The following is a 16,839-nucleotide window of genomic DNA, read 5'->3' as shown; positions in this document are numbered from 1 at the left end:
CCGGCCGTTTCGCGCTCTCCGCTTACTCCGCGGGCTTGTCAGTGATCTGCGTGCCTTCACCGTCTTCGAGCTTCTCGGGAGCAGGAATCGCCGCGCTCGAGATCACGTCGATGACGTCGGTCTCAGGAGCCAACCCCGCGAGCTTCGACGGCTGCAGAATGTCATCCAGCTGCGCCTGATCGAGCAGGCCGCGTGACGTGACGAGTTCAGACACCTTCTCGTTGGTCGCGAGCGCCTCCTTCGCCAACTTCGCTGCGGCGGCGTACCCGATCACCGGGGCGAGCGCCGTGATGACGGTCACCGAGCGCGACACCATGTCTTCGAGTCGCTCCTCGTTCGCAGTGATGCCTTCGACGCAATTGACCCGCAGCGTCTGGCAGGCCCGCTCGAGCCAGGTGATCGACTGGAACAGCGAGTGCGCGATGACCGGCTCGAACGCGTTCAGCTGCAGCTGGCCGGCTTCCACCGCCATCGACACCGTGACGTCGGCGCCGGCGACGGAATAGGCGACCTGCGTGACGGCTTCGGGGATGACAGGGTTCACCTTGCCGGGCATGATGGACGATCCGGCCTGGCGGGCGGGAAGGTTGATCTCACCGAAACCGGCCTGGGGTCCGGAGGAGAGCAGTCGGAGGTCGTTCGAGATCTTCGAGAGCTTCAGGGCGCTGCGCTTGAGCGCTCCGGAGAACGTCACGAACACGCCCGTGTCGCTCGTGGACTCCACGAGGTCGCCCGCCGTCTCCAGCTCGAGCTCGGTGATGTCGCGGAGGTGCTTGATCACCGCCTCCTTGTACCCCTTCGGCGCATTGATGCCCGTGCCGATCGCGGTCGCGCCCATGTTGACCTCTCGCAGCAGCGCCACTGCCTCGCGCAACCGATCGATGTCCTCGCGCAGCGTCACGGCGAAGGCGTTGAACTCCTGGCCGAGCGTCATCGGCACTGCGTCTTGCAACTGCGTGCGGCCGACCTTGATGATGTGCGAGAACTCGCGACCCTTCGCGGCGAACGATTCGGCGAGCAGGGCGAGCTCATCGAGCAGGCTTCCCAGCGAGAACGCGAGCGCGATCTTGATCGCCGTCGGGTAGGTGTCGTTCGTCGACTGGCTGTGGTTCGTGTGGTCGTTCGGGTTGATGAACGAGTAGTCGCCCTTGGCGTGCCCCGCGAGCTCGAGCGCGCGGTTCGTGATCACCTCATTCGCGTTCATGTTGGTCGAGGTGCCCGCACCGCCCTGGATGACACCGACTACGAACTGGTCGTGCAGCATCCCCGTCTTGATCTCTTCGCACGCCCGGTCGATCAGCGTGACGCGCTGCTCGTCCAGCGCTCCGATCTCGAGGTTGGCGCGCGCTGCGGCTTGCTTCACGCAAGCGAATGCGCGGATGAAGTCGGGGTAGACCGACACCGGGCGGCGCGCGATCGGAAAGTTCTCGTGGGCCCGTGCCGTATGCACCCCCCAGTAGGCAGACGCGGGAATCTCGACACTGCCGAGAGAGTCCGTTTCAGTGCGTGTCTGTGCTGACAAGAAGTCGCTCACCGGGAATCATGGCTCCGTACTCGTGGAAAGGCGGGCCTGCCGCCAGGACGGTCTCAGCCTACCGCTCAAACGTGCACGGGGACGCAGGATCGCGTGACCGCCGAACAATCCTCGATTGCCGCGCGCTCTCCTGCCCGCGCGTGCGAACCGGTAGCGTGAGCGTATGCGAATCGTCGTGGCTCCCGACAAGTTCAAGGACGCGCTCGATGCCAGAGGCGTGGGCGACGCCGTGGCCGCTGGCCTTCGCTCGGTGGAACCCGATGCCGACATCAGTGTGGTGCCGATGGCGGACGGCGGGGAGGGCACGCTCGAGGCGGCCGTCGCGGCCGGGTTCACCCTCACGCCGGTCTCGGTGACGGGCCCGCTCGGCGTCACTCTCGAAGCTGCGTTCGCCCAACAGGGGTCGACGGCGCTCATCGAGCTCGCCCGCGCCTCCGGCCTCGCCCTCGTCCCCCGCGCCCATCGCGACGCGCTCAGCGCAACATCCCGGGGTACCGGTGAGCTGATCGGCGCCGCTCTGGAGCACGGTGCAACCTCGATCATGCTTGCGATCGGCGGCAGCGCGTCGACCGACGGTGGTGCCGGAATGCTCTCAGCGCTCGGCGCGCGGTTGCTCGACGCGAACGGAGACACGCTGCCTGACGGCGGCGGGGGGCTGCGCCGCCTCGAGCGGATAGATCTCGAGGGCCTCGACTCGCGGGTACTCGACGCGCAGTTCATTCTCGCGAGCGATGTGAACCACGTCCTGCTCGGCCCGCAGGGCGCCGCAAGCACGTTCGCACCGCAGAAGGGCGCGAGCGTGGCCGACATCGCGCAGCTCGAACTCGGACTGACGCGTTTCGCCCGCATGCTCGTCGCCGAGCTCGAACGCCGCGCGCCGCACGAGACCCTTCCAGATTTCGCCCAGCACGCAGGCGCAGGCGCAGCCGGTGGCGTCGGCTTCGCGGCGCTCGCCGTTCTGCGAGCGCTGCAGCGACCCGGCGTCGACGTCGTCTGCGAGTTCACCCGTCTACGAGCGCATTTGGCCGGGGCCGACCTCGTCGTCACCGGCGAGGGCTCCTTCGACGCGCAGAGTCTCGGCGGCAAGACTCCCATCGGCGTGCTGCACGCTGCAGCGTCTCTCGACATTCCCACGGTCGCGGTGTGCGGGCGATCCACGCTCACCGAGGAGCAGTGGCGCGCGGCGGGATTCATCGCCTGCTACTCAGCGCTCGAGCGCGCACCCGACCGCGCGTCGAGTCTTCGAGAAACGCGCAAGTATTTGACGGCGATCGGTGCGGAGATCGGTGCGGAGCTTCGCGCGGACGTCGATCTGGCTGCCGGATCGGCGCACCGCTGATTTCCCGACGGCCGCGCCGCGCGCCAGCGCGCATCGATTCGTCATCTCGCCTGCGGCGCATCCTCATCAGGTGCGCCGTCATCGCGACCCTTGTCATCGGTCCAGTCGCTCGACGTCTCGGTCAGATCATCGATCGAGATCGCTCCGGTCGCGGAGGTGCTCGATCCCTCCTGGGGCGCTGATTCGCCTGCGCCGATCACCGGCGCCGAGCTGCGGCGGAGCACCGAAATGGGTGCGGTGAGCGTTTCGACTTGCGCCCGAGGGTCGTCGTCCAATCCCGGCCGGCCCCGATGCGTCACCCTGAGCTGGAGTCCGTCTCGGTGGAAGCGGAGCCGGCGTTCTGAGAACAACCAGGCGAGGCCGACTGCAAAGGCGAGGAGGCCGGCTGCGGCACTGATGAAGAGGGTCGAACGCGGGCCGAGCACGTCGGCAGCCGCTCCCACGAGCGGTGCACCGATCGGCGTGCCGCCCATCAGGATCGCCATGTACAGCGCGAGCACCCGCCCTCTGACCGCCGGTTCGGCAGTCGTCTGCACGAAGCCGTTCGCCGTCGTGAGCATCGTGGAGATCGCGAATCCGAAGAAGACGAGCGTGACCGCGAAGCTCCAGAACGTCGGCATGAGTGCAGCCACGAGACTCATGATGCCGATCCCGCCGACGGCGAGGATCACGATGCGCATGCGCGCGGAGGGTCGTCGAGCCGAGAGCAGCGCTCCGGCGAGGGATCCGATGGCGAGCACCGACGACAGCAGACCGTAGTCACTCGCTCCGCGTCCGAATTCGAGCGACATCGTCGACGAGATCACGGGGAAGTTCATGCTGAAGGCTCCGACGAGAAACACCATGACGAAGATGACGAGGAGATCGTGTCGACCGCGCACGTAACGGAAGCCTGCGGAGAGCTGCTTCCACTGCGATTCCCGAGTCGTCTCCGGCGGTGCGACCCGGCGGGCGCGGATCATCAGCAGCGCGCCGAGCACCGCCAGAAACGAAACCGCGTTGATGATGAAGACCCAGCCCGAACCGATCGCCGCGATGAGCAGCCCCGCGACAGCCGGCCCGATGAGTCGCGCCGAATTGAACGACGCGGAGTTCAGCGCGACGGCGTTCGACGTCTGCCCGAGGCCCACGAGGTCGGAGACGAACGCCTGGCGCGCCGTGGTGTCGAAGGCGTTGACCACCCCGAGCGCCAGCGCGAAACCGTACAGATGCCACAGTTCCGCCTGGCCCGTGATGAGCAGCACGCCGAGCCCCGCGGCGAGGAGCATGAGCAGCGACTGCGTGACCAGGAGGACCTGTCTCCGGTCGAAGCGATCCGCCACTGCTCCGCTGAACGGCACGAGCAGCAGCTGCGGACCGAACTGCAGCGCCATGGTCGTTCCCACCGCGGCGGCATTGGTGTCGGTCAGCTCGGTGAGCACCACCCAGCTCTGCGTCGTCGCCTGCATCCACGCTCCGATGTTCGACACCAGCGCTCCGAAGAACCAGATGCGGTAATCACGAACGGAGAGCGAGCGGAACATAGTGGACACGGTGTGGGCGACCTCCTCGGCTTCCCTCTCACCTTACGCCTCGCCACAGACACTCGCGCCCCAGGCGGAGTGTCTTAGGCCGCAGCGTGAGAGTGAAAATCTGTGCCTTTGCAACTCATCCACCCGGTTATCGAGCGGGAAGACGAACTCGCCCAGGAGGACAATTGCATCGTGCGTCCAACTTCACCGGTCATGTGCTCCCGAATGAACCCGGCGATGGATTCGGGGTACTTGACCGAAAGGTAGAGATGTGCGTACTCGAACCCAGACTTCAGCCGTATCACCAGGAGGTGTCCTGGCTTCCGGAAGTTCCAAAAGTTCATCGAGCCGTTGCTGCGAAAGGTGCCGCAGATCTTGTAGCCCAGGTCGATGCCCAGAACTCTGATCCCGCGCTTGACAGCGGTTTTTGACACTACTTGCACTTCTGCTACTGCGCTAGTGGGCAAGATGACCCGCCGACGAAAGCACCACAATGCGTCGAAACCTCTGGGCTGCACGACCAGCTGACCGTCGTTGAGAAGTACTGCATTGCGGTGAGTCACAGTTACGCCACCTTCTCCGGCATTCTCGAGGTGGCGTTCCGGCCAGGGTTAACCGTCTTGCCGCCCGAGAGGTGCCGTCCCATCGCAGGATAGACGGCGAGGACTACAGCTCCGACCATAATTATTGCGAAGCTATTCCATCGAAGCTCATTTCAACCCAAAGCTCAGGGTGAGCATCCCCGATCGGGCCGGTGCCAGTCAGAATCAGCTTACGGAGATCCTGATCCGTGAAACCTTCAAGATGGCTTCCGAAGGTCGTCTGTGACATTCAATCACCTATTCACGTTGGCCCCCCATTCGCACTGTATCCCTTTCTGTACTCAGTACGCAAATACGTTTCCAAGCGCAAGTGCCGTTTCGGCTGCCTGCTCCCCCAGAGTCGTTCCCCTGTTTCTTAGTCCCCACAGCGTGCCTACGTACCAACGGCAGGAGAAGTGCCGCCGCCGACGCCCCGGACGCCTCCCAGCGGCGCTCAGTTAGAACTTGCCGCCCATGTCGAGCAGACGGCGGATGCGCTCGGGAATGGGCGGGTGGGTCGCGAACAGGCGTTGCACCACTCCCGGCTTCAGCGGATCCGCAATCCAGAGATGCGCCATACTCGACTGCTGGCGCTGCAGCGGCTGGCCGTAGGTGGAAAGCTTGTGGAGCGCGCTCGCGAGTGCCTCGGGATGACGTGTGGTGAGCGCTCCCGTAGCGTCGGCGAGGTATTCGCGCTGACGAGACACGGCGAGCTGCACGACGCTCGCGACGAGCGGCGCGATGAGCATTGCGACGATGCCGAATACAAGCACGACCGGGTTGCCGTTGTTGTTGCTGCGACCGAAGAAGGCCATGCGCACGAGCACATCGGCGATCATGCCCACGGCCACAACGAGCCCGTACACGATCATCGAAACGCGGATGTCGTAGTTGCGCACGTGGCCGAGCTCGTGCGCCATGACGCCTTCGAGTTCGGGATCCGTCATCAGGTCGAGCAGGCCGGTCGTGGCCGCGACCATCGCGTGCTGCGGATCCCGCCCGGTCGCGAAGGCGTTCGGCGCGGGATCGTCGACGATGTACACCTCGGGCATCGGGGTGCCCGTCGTGATCGCGAGATTCTCGACGATGCGATATAGCCGCGGATGATCGGCCTGGGTGATGCGGCGCGCGCCACTCATGGAGATCGCCTGTCGGCCCGCCATGAAGTACTGAATCACGGCGTAGATCGCCGCTCCCGCGATGACGGCGATGACGATGCCCGGCGAGCGGTAGATGTACGCGGCGAGATAGCCGAGTCCACCGACAATTCCGAGGAACAGCAGAATGATGAAGAAACTATTGACCTTGTTGCGACGGATTGCCCGGTACACGGCCCTCCCCGGTTAGAACTGGATGCGCGGCGGCTCCGAGATCGACGCGATGTCCTCGACCTCGAAGAAGTCGCGCTCCGTGAATCCCATGCCGCGCGCGAATAGGGTGTTGGGGAACACCTGGATCTTCGTGTTGTACTCGCGCACTCCACCGTTGTAGAAGCGGCGCGATGCCTGGATCTTGTTCTCAGTGTCGACGAGCTCGCTCTGCAGCTGCAAGAAGTTCTGGCTCGCCTGCAGCTGAGGATACGCCTCCGCCACAGCGAAGATGCTCTTCAACGCCTGCTGCATGTGGTTCTCAGCGGCGGACGCCTCGGCGGGCCCCTCTGCCGAGATCGTCTCGGCGCGTGCCCGTGTCACGTCTTCGAAGACGCTCTTCTCGTGCGCCGCATACCCCTTCACGGTGTCGACGATCGTGGGAATGAGGTCTGCTCGGCGCTTGAGCTGCACCGTGATGTCGCTCCACGCCTCATCGACTCGCACGCGCAGCGTCACCAGAGAGTTGTACGTGACCCACACGTAGCCGATCAGCAGGACGAGCACACCGACCACGACGAGCGTGGCAATCAATCCACCAGACATGCTTTGCATCCTAGCGGCGGCGGCACCGAATCAGCTGGGATCGCGAGGTTTCTCGGCCGCGCGAGGTTGCGGCGTATGCAGGGAAGGGGACCCTGGGGCCATCCCGGCTCGTGGTGCCGCGGCCCGAGCAGCGACTCGTCGCGCGAGGCGGTCGCGCTCGCGTCGGAGCCGCGCAGCACGAATGCGCATGAGTATCGCCAGCGCGATCACGATCAGGATCGTCGCGACGAGCACGAACTTGGCGAATACCACGGGCACCACCCTAATCGCTCCGACACTGTCGGCATCAGCATCAATGTCGGCCCCTGGCGATACGCTGACCACATGACCTTCGCCGACCGACACCGCTCACGACTCAACTGGGTGGTTCGGAAGGTCCTGAGCTATTTCGCGGCACCACGGCTCAATATGCGCGAAGACTACGAGAAGGTGCGCCGCAGGCAGCGCCAGCTCGCCGTGCTGCCGCACCCGCGCTACCACGCGCTCGACGTGGAGATCATGTCGGCCGACGGCGATCACGCGATTCCGGTGCGCGTGTTCCACCCCCGCGAGCGTCAACGCGACGAGGTGCTGCTCTTCTTCCACGGCGGAGGATGGGTGACGGGCGACATCGAGAGCTATACGCCCGCGTGCGCCACGATGGCCGACCTCACGGGTTGCGTCGTCGCGTCCGTCGACTATCGCCTTGCCCCTGAGCACCCGTTTCCGGCCGGCCTCGACGACTGCGTGCGCGTCGCGGAGTTATTTCTCGCCGATCCGACGCGTGTCGGCGCCCAGGCGAGGGACGAAGTGATTCTGGTGGGCGACTCAGCCGGAGGCAATCTGACCGCCGCCGTGTCGCTCGCGCTGCGCGATCGCGGAGTGGCCGGGGCGAAGCGGCAGATCATGCTCTATCCGGTGACGCACTGGGACCATGATCCGGTCACCTCAGAATTCCCCTCGGTGCGCAATCACGGCGACGATTATCGGCTCACCAACACCGAGGTGCAAGATTATTTCGACCTCTACGTTCCCGATGCGTCTGAGCGGGCGCAGCCGCTCGTCGCTCCGCTCGTGGCGGAGGATCTGTCAGGTCAGCCCGACACGTTGATCATCACGGCGGAGCTCGACCTATTGTGCGACGAAGGCGAAGCGTACGGGCGGGCGCTTGAACACGCTGGCAACTGGGTGCGGGTGCACCGCGTCGACGGCGCACTGCACGGCTTCATCGCACTGCCCCGGTTCTCCCGGTCGCTGCGCGAGGCGTACGAGGTCATCAACGTCTTTCTCGATGAACGAGTGCCGGGCGCGGCGACGGGCTTGGCGACGGGCTCGACATGACACCGGCATCATGGGTGCGGCTCGACAACGCCTCGAACATCTTCCTCGCTGCGCGAAGCGAGGCGGACCCCAAAGTGTTTCGCCTCAGCGCCGAGGTCGACCACGACGTGGAGCCGCGCTTGCTGCAGCAGGCGCTCGATGCGACGTACGAGCAGTACCGCCTGTACCACGCGGTGCTGCGCGGAGGCATGTTCTGGTACTACCTGCAGACCAGCAACCTGCGCCCCAGAGTGACGCCCGAACACCTTCCCACGTGCGCCCCGATCTATCGGGAGGATCGCCGAAACCTCCTGTTCCGTGTGGCATATCGACGACACCGGGTGATTCTCGAGATCTTCCACGCCCTCTCCGACGGCACGGGTGCGCTCTGGTTTCTCACCGATTTGCTCAACGCTTATCTGCGCCTGCAGGTGGCAGGCGGCGCTCCGGCCGCAACGCGCGAGGAGGGGACGCAGCGACCGGCCGATCCAGCCTCGTTGCCGCCGGACGACGAACCGCAACCGGCGTACGAGCTGATCGCCGACAGTTTCTCCCACTACTTCCATCGCGGGCGAGAACCGTTCGCTCCCGCCGAAGCGGAATCGGAAGCGCCGCGTACCGCGCCACTGCGCACTGCCGCCACCGCCGCTGTGCGGATTCCTCGGTGGCTGCGAGCGCCGCGCCCACGGGTCCACCGCATTCGCGGAACCCGCACTCCCGACAACCGCACCCGCGTCGTGGAGCTCACCATGCCAGCCCAATCAGTGCTCACGCTCGCGCGCGCCGAGCAGACGTCGTTGACGATGTACCTGATGGCGCTCTTCTTCTGCGCGCTGCGGCAATCAATCGGGCCCCTCGGCCGCGCGAATACCCTCGCTGCTTCGATACCGATCAATCTGCGCCAGTTCTTCCCATCGACCTCGGCGCGCAATTTCTTCGCGACGGTGCGCGTCGAGCATGCGTTCGACGCTGAGGGTGCCGGCGACGATCTCGGATCGATCTGCCGTGCGCTCGAAGCTCAGTTTCGCCCGAAAGCCACCCCGCAGGCGCTCGAACGAAAGCTCCGCCGATTGATCCGCTTCGAGCGGACCCCGCTTCTGCGGATCCTGCCTCGGGTGCTGAAGGACGCAATCCTTCGCCTGATCAACTGGGGCAACAATCGCGGGCTCAGCGTCGCGGTATCGAATCTCGGCCGGGTCGTGCTCCCCGAACCGGCTGGATCGCGCGTGGGGCGCATGCTGTTCCACGTCTCCGCGGTTCGGCCGCAATTCTGTGCTATGTCGCACGCGGGGCAGCTCACCATCAGCTTCACCTCGCCCTTCATCGAGACCGACCACGTGCGTGCGTTCGCTCGCATGCTCACCGAGCAGGGCGTCGACGTGACGGTATCGGCGGCCCGGGTCACGGAGGCTGAGCTCGCGACCGAGCAGGAGCCGAGCCGATGAGGCGGTGCGCGGCGTGCTCAGTCGCCGTCGAGGGCTCCTGGACCGCGTGTCCGCTCTGCGCAGCGCCTCTCGCAGGCGAGGCCTCCCCCGACCCGTTGCCGAGCGTTCCGCTCACCTTCTCGAAGCGCCGCATTCTGAAGACGCTTTTCTTCGCCTCGCTCGCGGTGATCATCGCCTCATTCGTCATCCAGCTGTTCTTCGCCCGCGATCTCGACGGCATCGGCGTGTGGCGTTCGATCTGGCTCGGCGTCACCGCGATGTGGCTCGTCGTACTCATGGCCGTGCGCAAGCGCAGAAACGTCGCAAAGGGAACGGTCTACCTCGTGACCCTCATCGGTCTCGTGTGCGTGTACTGGGACTATCTCGGGGGTTGGCAGCGCTGGTCGCTGACGTACGCCGTGCCAATCGTCTGCGCTTCCGCGATCATCGCCCTGCTCATCACCGTGCAGCTCATGCGCATCGACGTTGCCGAGCACCTCGTCTACAGCGGGCTCACGGTACTGCTCGGTCTTGCGCCGTTCGTATTCCTGCTCTTCGGCTGGGTGAACAACCCCTGGGCCTCGTGGGGGTGCGTGGCGGTGAGCCTCGTGGCGCTGTTCGACGAGCAGATCCTGCGCGGGCGCGAGATGCGCCTCGAGCTTGCGAAGCGGTTTCATCTGTAGGCGTCGCTTGGACGCGCTGACCGTCCCCCCACAGGGATTCGAACCCTGACTGTGCCGATTTTAAGTCGGCTGCCTCTGCCAGTTGGGCTATAGGGGGCCGTTCGATTCTCGCAGATCGCGAGCGTCCGGAACGCCAAGCTGTCAATCGACGCCTGGCGCAGGAACGAGAACACGAACACGAACACGAACGGAAAAGAGTAAGCCCCGCCATTGGGCAGAACGGCGGGGCCTACGGTCTATGGGGCGTCGGCGGTCACCGGCGCGGCCGGATCACGCGGCGCCGAGGCGACCGCGGAGTCCGTCGAGCTGCGCGGAAAGCGCAGCGGGAAGGCGATCGCCGAACTGGCCGAAGAACTCCTCCGTGAGCTCTGCCTCCGCAAGCCACGATGCGGGATCAATGGAGAAGAGCTCCTCGAGATCAGCTTCGGGCACCTCGATGCCGTCGAGGTTGAGCTCACCGGCGGCGGGAATGGTGCCCACCGCGGTCTCGCGGCCCTCGACGGAGCCCTCAACACTGCGGATGATCCAGTCGATCACACGAGAGTTCTCGCCGAAGCCGGGCCACAGGAACCGACCGTCGGCGCCCTTGCGGAACCAGTTGACCTGGAAGATCTTGGGCGCCTGGTCTCCGAGGGTGCGGCCCATGTCGAGCCAGTGCCCCCAGTAGTCGGCCATGTTGTACCCGCAGAACGGCAGCATGGCGAAGGGATCGCGCCGCAGCTCGCCGACGGTGCCCTCCTGGGCAGCGGTCTTCTCGGATGAGATCGTGGCACCGACGAAGACGCCGTGCTCCCACGAGAGCGACTGGGCCACGAGCGGCACGTTGGTCGCGCGGCGCCCGCCGAAGAGGATCGCGTCGAGGGGAACACCGTTCTGCTCGTACCACTCCTGCGCGAGCGTGGGCGTCTGCTGAATCGGCACGGTGAAACGCGAGTTCGGGTGCGCCGCAGCGCGTCCGCTCTCGGGGGTCCACTCGTTGCCCTGCCAGTCGACCAGGTGCGCGGGCACCTCATCGGTCTTGCCCTCCCACCAGACGTCGCCGTCATCGGTGAGCGCGACGTTCGTGAAGATCGTGTTTCCCCAGAGCGTCTCGACCGCGACCGGGTTCGTCGACTCCCCCGTGCCCGGTGCGACGCCGAAGAAGCCTGCCTCGGGGTTGATGGCGTAGAGGCGCCCATCGGTTCCGGGGCGCAGCCAGGCGATATCGTCACCGATCGTCTCGACCTTCCACCCGGGGATGGTCGGCTGGAGCATGGCGAGGTTCGTCTTGCCGCACGCTGACGGAAATGCGGCAGACAGATGGTACGACTTGCCGCTCTCCGTGTTCGTGAGCTTCAGCAGGAGCATGTGCTCGGCGAGCCACCCCTCGTTGCGCCCCATCACGCTGGCGATGCGCAGCGCGAAGCACTTCTTGGAGAGCAGGGCATTTCCGCCGTATCCCGACCCGTACGACCAGACCTCGAGGGTCTCGGGGAAGTGCGTGATGTACTTCGTCTCGTTGCAGGGCCACGCGTCATCGCTCTGGCCGGGCGCGAGCGGCACGCCCACCGAGTGCACCGTGCGCACCCACTCACTGCCGGGCACGATGCCATCAAGCGCGGCCTGCCCCATGCGCGTCATGATGCGCATGTTCAGCACGGCGTAGGGCGAATCGGTGATCTCGATGCCGAGCTGCGTGATGGCGCCGCCGACGGGACCCATCGAGAACGGCACGACGTACATGGTGCGCCCGCGCATGGACCCGCTGAAGCGGGGCATCAGCTCGGACTTCATGTCGTCGGGGGCCATCCAATTGTTCGTGGGACCGGCGTCCGCTTCGTCGACGGAGCAGATGAACGTGCGATCCTCCACGCGAGCCACGTCATCGGGATGCGAACGGGCCAAGAAGCTTCCCGGCCGCAAGTTCTTATTGAGCGGGATCAGCGTGCCCGCTTCGACCATCTCGCCCGTGATGCGATTCCACTCGGCCTGAGATCCGTCGCACCAGACCACATCATCGGGCTGCGTGAGCTCGGCGACCTCGGCGACCCACGTGAGCACGCCCTCGTTGCTCGTGGTCGCTCCGTCGCGAACGATCTCAGCGAAGGTCAGCTCGGTCTCAATGGTCTGCGTGAGTGCCATGTCGTTCTCCTCGGAGGTCTCGCCGCCGGGCGAAGAACCGGCGACATCTCCATTCTGAGCGCCTCGTTCACCCTGCATTCATCGTTCTAGCTGGAAAATTTGCCTATTTTTGACATATAGTCAAGAGATGACTGCTGAGCCCTCGCCGGTGACCGCCGGATTCGACGAAGCCGAACTCGATCGCCTGATCCTCGGCAAACGCATCCGCCACTTCAGAACGCGCGCTGGGCTCACTCTGGAGCAGCTGGGCGAGCGCGTCGGGGTGGTGGCGAGTCAGCTGTCACTGATCGAGAACGGCCGCAGAGAGCCGCGGCTCGGGTTACTGCAGAGCGTCGCTCGAGAACTCGGGATCGACGCGGCCGAGTTGCTCAAGCGCGAGGCTCCGGATCGCCGCAGCACCTGGGAGGTCGAGCTCGAGCGTGCGCAGGCGGCTCCCACGTACACCCGGCTCGGTCTCCCCCATGTGCGCACGCCGCGCACGCTCCCCGACGATACGTTGGAAGCCCTGGTCGGCCTGCACCGCGAACTGGCTCGGCGATCCCGCGCTGCGGCAACCACCTCTGAGGAGGCTCGACGCGCCAATACCGCGATCCGCATGAAGATGCAGGCGCGCGACAATTACATTCAGGACATCGAGCTCGTCGCCTCGGATCTCATGCGGCGCATCGGTCACACGATGGGCGCGGTGACCCATCGCGAAGTCGCCATGCTCGCAGAGCTGCTCGGTTTCGGGCTCATCTTCGTCGACGACCTGCCGTCGAATACCCGGAGCATCACCGATCTCGAGAACGGGCGCATCTATTTGCCACCGGCTTCGATTCCGGGTGGACACGGATTGCGTTCACTGGCGCTGCAGGCGATGGCGCACCGCGTGCTCGGACACTCCGAGCCGGCAAGTTACGCCGAATTTCTCGAACAGCGCCTGCAGATCAACTACTTCGCAGCCGCATGCCTGATTCCCGAGGCGGGCGCTGTGGAGTTCTTGCAGCAGGCCAAGCGCAACCGCAACCTCGCGATCGAGGACTTCAGGGACGCTTTCGGCGTGACGCACGAGGCCGCTTCGCACCGGTTCACGAACCTCGCCACGCAGCATCTCGGCCTTCGCGCGCACCACTATCGTGCGGATGGCGCCGGAGCGATCGTGCGCGGGTACCAGAACGACGGGTTGCCGTACCCGGCGGACGACACCGGATCGATCGAGGGTGAAGTGCTCTGCCACAAGTGGGGCGGTCGCACGTCGTTCAACCGCACGAACCGCACGAGCGAGTTCTATCAGTACACCGACACCCCGGCCGGAACCTTCTGGTCGAGCGTGCAGACCGGTGACGCCGAGCAGGGTCCGTTCGCCATCGCCTGTGGTGTCGCATTCGACGATGCCAAGTGGTTCCGCGGGCGAGATACGACTGAGCGCCAGGTATCCACGTGTCCGGATCCGGCGTGCTGCCGCACGCCCCGACCAGAACTTCTCGCGCGCTGGGAGGGCAAGGCGTGGCCGAGCGCCCGCATGCACGCTCACGTGTTGTCTCCGCTGCCGACGGGAACCTTCCCGGGCGTGGACGACACGGAGATGTACCAGTTCCTCGCGAAGCATGCGCCGGAGAATTAGGACGAAAGCTGAGCTTTCGTCTTCTCCGGCGCGGGCCCCACAGAGCCCGGAAGCTTAGAGCGAAAGCAGCGCTTTCGCCGCTTCCGGCGCGGGCCCTACAGGGCCCGGAGAATTAGGACGAAAACTGAGCTTTCGTCTTTTCCGGCGCGGGCCCTACAGGGCCCGGAGGCGCCGGCTTCTTGATGAACCTCCACGAAAGTGCAGTTCTCGCCCGGTAAGCGCACACTTTTGGCGGTTCGTTAGGTTCGTCCGGTCGTCCGGTGCCGCGCGCGAGCACAGCACCTCACGCCTCCAACGCGAGAACCCCCGCAGCCGAAGCTGCGAGGGTTCTCATTGCGGAGCTCTCTCGATCAGGCCTTGGGGCGCGATGCGAACTCTTCGAAGATCTCGCGCGGCTGCTGCACGGCTTCGATGTTCACGGCGTCGCGACCGAGGAAGAAGTGGCCGACCCATCCGCCGAATACGCGCCACTTGCGCTCCCATGAGGGGATCGCGAGGCCGTGGTAGAAGCGGTGGGCGAGCCAGGCGAAGTAGCCCTTGAGCGCGAACTTGCCCGACTGGAAGACGCCGGTGTTGACGCCGAGACCGGCGACCGCACCCATGTTCTTGTGGTTGTACTCGGCGATGCCCTCGCCGCGCAGATCGGCGACGATGTTCTTCGCGAGCAGCTTGCCCTGGCGAACAGCGTGCTGCGCGTTGGGAACGCAGAAGCCGCCGGGGCCGGGCGTGGCGGAGATGTCGGGGGTCTGCGAGGTATCGCCCGCGGTCCACGCACCGTTGAGCGCGACGCCGTCTTCGGTCGTGATGCGCAGCGACGGGCTGCCGATGACGTGCCCGCGGGGGCCGATCGGCAGATCCGTTCCGCGCAGGAACGGGCGAGGCATGACACCGGCGGTCCAGACGATGAGGTCGGACTCGTAGTTCTCCCCGGTCGACAGCTCGATCTTGCCGTCGAGAGCCGAGGCGAGCTGCGTATCGAGGTGGATCTGCACCCCGCGACGCGTCTGATCCTTGACGACCCAGTCGGCGGTCTCCTGCGACACCTCGGGCATGATCCGCCCCATGGCCTCGACCAGGTGGAACACCGTCTCGTCGAACGCGATCTCGGGGTAGCGACGCAGCAGCGCTGTCGCAAACGACCGGAGCTCGGAGATCGTCTCGATGCCCGCAAAACCGCCGCCCACGACGGTGACCGTCAGGAGCCGGGCGCGTTCAGCCGAGCCCTTCGGCAGAGAAGCCGCGCGCTCGAAGTTGCCGACGAGGCGATCGCGCACCGCGACGGCCTCCTCGATAGTCTTCATGCCGATCGCGTTGTCGGCAATGCCGGCGATCGGGAAGGTGCGAGAGACCGAACCGGTCGTCACCACGATGTGATCGTAGGCGAACTCGAACGCCTCGCCCACGTTCGGCGTGACGGTGACGCTCTTGGTGGCGTGCGAGATCGCGGTCACCTTGCCGGCGATGTTCGCCGTGCGCTCGAGGTGACGACGTCGCGCCACGACCGCGTGGCGCGGCTCGATCGAACCCGAGGCGACCTCGGGAAGGAACGGCAGGTACGCCATGTACGGGAGCGGATCGACGATCGTGACCTCGGCCTCACCCGCGCGGAGCAGCTTCTCGAGCTTCCATGCGGTGTAGAAGCCGGCATAGCCGCCACCAACGATCAGAATCTTCTTCGCCACGAAGCGATCTCCTTGCAGCAATCAGGGACGGGCCCGCTTTACGGGCACAGAAAATGGCGGGCGAAACACCCGTACTCCCAGCTTACCGCGTTTTCCCAGCTCCAAAGTACGCCCGTGTGCGGGTCAGCGCTGCCAGCCGCTGCGCTCGAGTGCGAGATCGCCGATGGGATTGACGCCGGGGCCGGCCGCGAGCGCGTGCCCCATGAGCGCGTGCAGGCACTTCACGCGCGTCGGCATGCCACCCGAACTCACGCCAGCGACTTCCGGCACCTCGCCAATGCTGTCGCGATCCGCGATGAACTGCTCATGCGCGCGCTGGTACTGCTCGCGCACCGCCTCGTCTGCAGCGAGCAGCTCGTTGAACTCGTTCATCACGCCCGCAGCCTCGAGGCGCGACGCCGCTGCGACGGCCTCCGGGTGGCACAAGTAGTAGAACGTGGGAAACGGAGAGCCGTCGGGAAGCCGGGGCGCCGTCGCGACAACGGCGGGGCTGCCGTCGGAGGCGCGTGCCGCGATACCCACGACTCCACGCGCTTCACGACCGAGCTGCTCGGTCACCGCCGCAATATCAGCTGCGGTCGGTTCGGGGTAGGGCGGGCGGCTCATTGCGGTGTCTCCTCGACGGGGTTCTGGGGCGACGCGGGATCGACCGGGTCGGTCTCGGGGTCGGTGGCATCGGGTGCGGTATCGCTCGGCGCACTCGCGGGGTCGGTCGGCGGCGCGTCGGTCGTGCCCGCACTGAGGAACGAGGCGGAGAGGCTGCGCGCCCAATTGCTCGGAATTCGCGAGAGCTCGGGATCCGGCTCCTCGTCGGACTCGATCGGCATGACGATGTCGTCGATCACGTTCACCTGGGTTTCCCCAGGCATCACGTAGAACAGCCGATCGCGTGCCTGCGAGCGCACGTACACGGGATCCTTCCACTTCGCGCGCTCGGCGTCGATCTCGTTGACCGCCTCCTGGCTCTGCCGCACGCTCTCGCGCAGCTCGGCGATTTCGCGCCGCTGCTGCACGAACGTCGAGAGGCTCGGGCTCACGATGACGATGCCGGCGAGCACCAGCACGACGACGACCACGGTGAAGCCGCTGAACCGCAGGCTCGAGGCCCAGGTTCCGACATCATCGATCCAGCGCTTCACCGTGTCG

At 65.7% G+C, this 16,839-nt stretch carries 13 protein-coding genes and 1 tRNA gene; 5 read left to right on the top strand and 9 right to left on the bottom strand.

The features are described from left to right. Window positions 1-22 precede the first annotated feature (22 nt). A complete protein-coding gene (locus tag AB0O71_RS02270) occupies window positions 23-1,534 on the bottom strand; it encodes an aspartate ammonia-lyase (RefSeq protein ID WP_363741397.1) in 1,512 nt (503 codons plus the stop codon). Between the two features lie 163 nt (window positions 1,535-1,697). On the opposite strand from AB0O71_RS02270, the gene AB0O71_RS02265 reads away from it, so the two are divergent. Further along, window positions 1,698-2,873: a glycerate kinase gene (locus AB0O71_RS02265; RefSeq protein ID WP_363741395.1), complete on the top strand. Its 1,176-nt coding sequence runs from the start codon at window positions 1,698-1,700 to the stop codon at window positions 2,871-2,873. A 41-nt stretch (window positions 2,874-2,914) separates the two neighbouring features. On the opposite strand, the gene AB0O71_RS02260 is transcribed toward AB0O71_RS02265, so the two are convergent. The 3 genes from AB0O71_RS02260 to AB0O71_RS02250 all read right to left on the bottom strand — a co-directional run bounded on the left by AB0O71_RS02260 (window position 2,915) and on the right by AB0O71_RS02250 (window position 6,878). Next, window positions 2,915-4,396 (bottom strand): MFS transporter, encoded by a 1,482-nt coding sequence (locus AB0O71_RS02260; protein ID WP_363742121.1) that lies wholly within the window; start codon window positions 4,394-4,396, stop codon window positions 2,915-2,917. Between the two features lie 1,027 nt (window positions 4,397-5,423). Next, window positions 5,424-6,296, bottom strand: a complete 873-nt coding sequence (locus tag AB0O71_RS02255; RefSeq protein WP_363741393.1) for a M48 family metalloprotease — start codon at window positions 6,294-6,296, stop codon at window positions 5,424-5,426. A 12-nt stretch (window positions 6,297-6,308) separates the two neighbouring features. Then, a complete protein-coding gene (locus tag AB0O71_RS02250) occupies window positions 6,309-6,878 on the bottom strand; it encodes a LemA family protein (RefSeq protein ID WP_363741391.1) in 570 nt (189 codons plus the stop codon). 75 nt (window positions 6,879-6,953) lie between these two features. Here AB0O71_RS02250 and AB0O71_RS02245 point away from each other — a divergent pair, with 75 nt between their 5' ends. The 3 genes from AB0O71_RS02245 to AB0O71_RS02235 are packed head-to-tail and all read left to right on the top strand — an operon-like array spanning window position 6,954 to window position 10,284. Then, window positions 6,954-8,198: an alpha/beta hydrolase gene (locus AB0O71_RS02245; RefSeq protein WP_363741389.1), complete on the top strand. Its 1,245-nt coding sequence runs from the start codon at window positions 6,954-6,956 to the stop codon at window positions 8,196-8,198. Next, window positions 8,195-9,622, top strand: coding sequence for an alcohol acetyltransferase (locus AB0O71_RS02240; RefSeq protein WP_363741387.1), 1,428 nt, complete (start codon window positions 8,195-8,197; stop codon window positions 9,620-9,622). Before AB0O71_RS02245 ends, AB0O71_RS02240 begins: the two co-directional genes overlap by 4 nt. Beyond that, the gene (locus AB0O71_RS02235; protein ID WP_363741384.1) at window positions 9,619-10,284 is read left to right on the top strand and encodes a DUF6320 domain-containing protein; all 666 of its coding nucleotides are present in this window, start codon (window positions 9,619-9,621) and stop codon (window positions 10,282-10,284) included. The genes AB0O71_RS02240 and AB0O71_RS02235 overlap by 4 nt, the downstream gene beginning before the upstream one ends. A gap of 23 nt (window positions 10,285-10,307) precedes the next feature. Here AB0O71_RS02235 and AB0O71_RS02230 read toward each other — a convergent pair. Both AB0O71_RS02230 and AB0O71_RS02225 read right to left on the bottom strand, forming a co-directional pair. Beyond that, a tRNA-Leu gene (locus AB0O71_RS02230) sits at window positions 10,308-10,381 on the bottom strand. A gap of 173 nt (window positions 10,382-10,554) precedes the next feature. Beyond that, window positions 10,555-12,405 (bottom strand): phosphoenolpyruvate carboxykinase (GTP), encoded by a 1,851-nt coding sequence (locus AB0O71_RS02225; protein WP_363741381.1) that lies wholly within the window; start codon window positions 12,403-12,405, stop codon window positions 10,555-10,557. A gap of 127 nt (window positions 12,406-12,532) precedes the next feature. On the opposite strand from AB0O71_RS02225, the gene AB0O71_RS02220 reads away from it, so the two are divergent. Further along, the gene (locus AB0O71_RS02220; RefSeq protein ID WP_363741378.1) at window positions 12,533-14,011 is read left to right on the top strand and encodes a helix-turn-helix domain-containing protein; all 1,479 of its coding nucleotides are present in this window, start codon (window positions 12,533-12,535) and stop codon (window positions 14,009-14,011) included. A 350-nt stretch (window positions 14,012-14,361) separates the two neighbouring features. Here AB0O71_RS02220 and AB0O71_RS02215 read toward each other — a convergent pair whose 3' ends face one another. The 3 genes from AB0O71_RS02215 to AB0O71_RS02205 form a co-directional block, all read right to left on the bottom strand. Further along, window positions 14,362-15,693, bottom strand: coding sequence for an FAD-dependent oxidoreductase (locus AB0O71_RS02215; RefSeq protein ID WP_363741376.1), 1,332 nt, complete (start codon window positions 15,691-15,693; stop codon window positions 14,362-14,364). Between the two features lie 123 nt (window positions 15,694-15,816). Continuing rightward, window positions 15,817-16,299: a DUF501 domain-containing protein gene (locus AB0O71_RS02210; protein ID WP_363741373.1), complete on the bottom strand. Its 483-nt coding sequence runs from the start codon at window positions 16,297-16,299 to the stop codon at window positions 15,817-15,819. Beyond that, the gene (locus tag AB0O71_RS02205) at window positions 16,296-16,832 is read right to left on the bottom strand and encodes a septum formation initiator family protein (RefSeq protein WP_363741370.1); all 537 of its coding nucleotides are present in this window, start codon (window positions 16,830-16,832) and stop codon (window positions 16,296-16,298) included. Before AB0O71_RS02205 ends, AB0O71_RS02210 begins: the two co-directional genes overlap by 4 nt. Window positions 16,833-16,839: the final 7 nt, after the last annotated feature.

The organism is Leucobacter sp. NPDC077196 (genome assembly GCF_040687075.1).
Taxonomy (GTDB): Bacteria; Actinomycetota; Actinomycetes; order Actinomycetales; family Microbacteriaceae; genus Leucobacter.
This window is presented reverse-complemented; position numbering and strand designations above follow the sequence as displayed.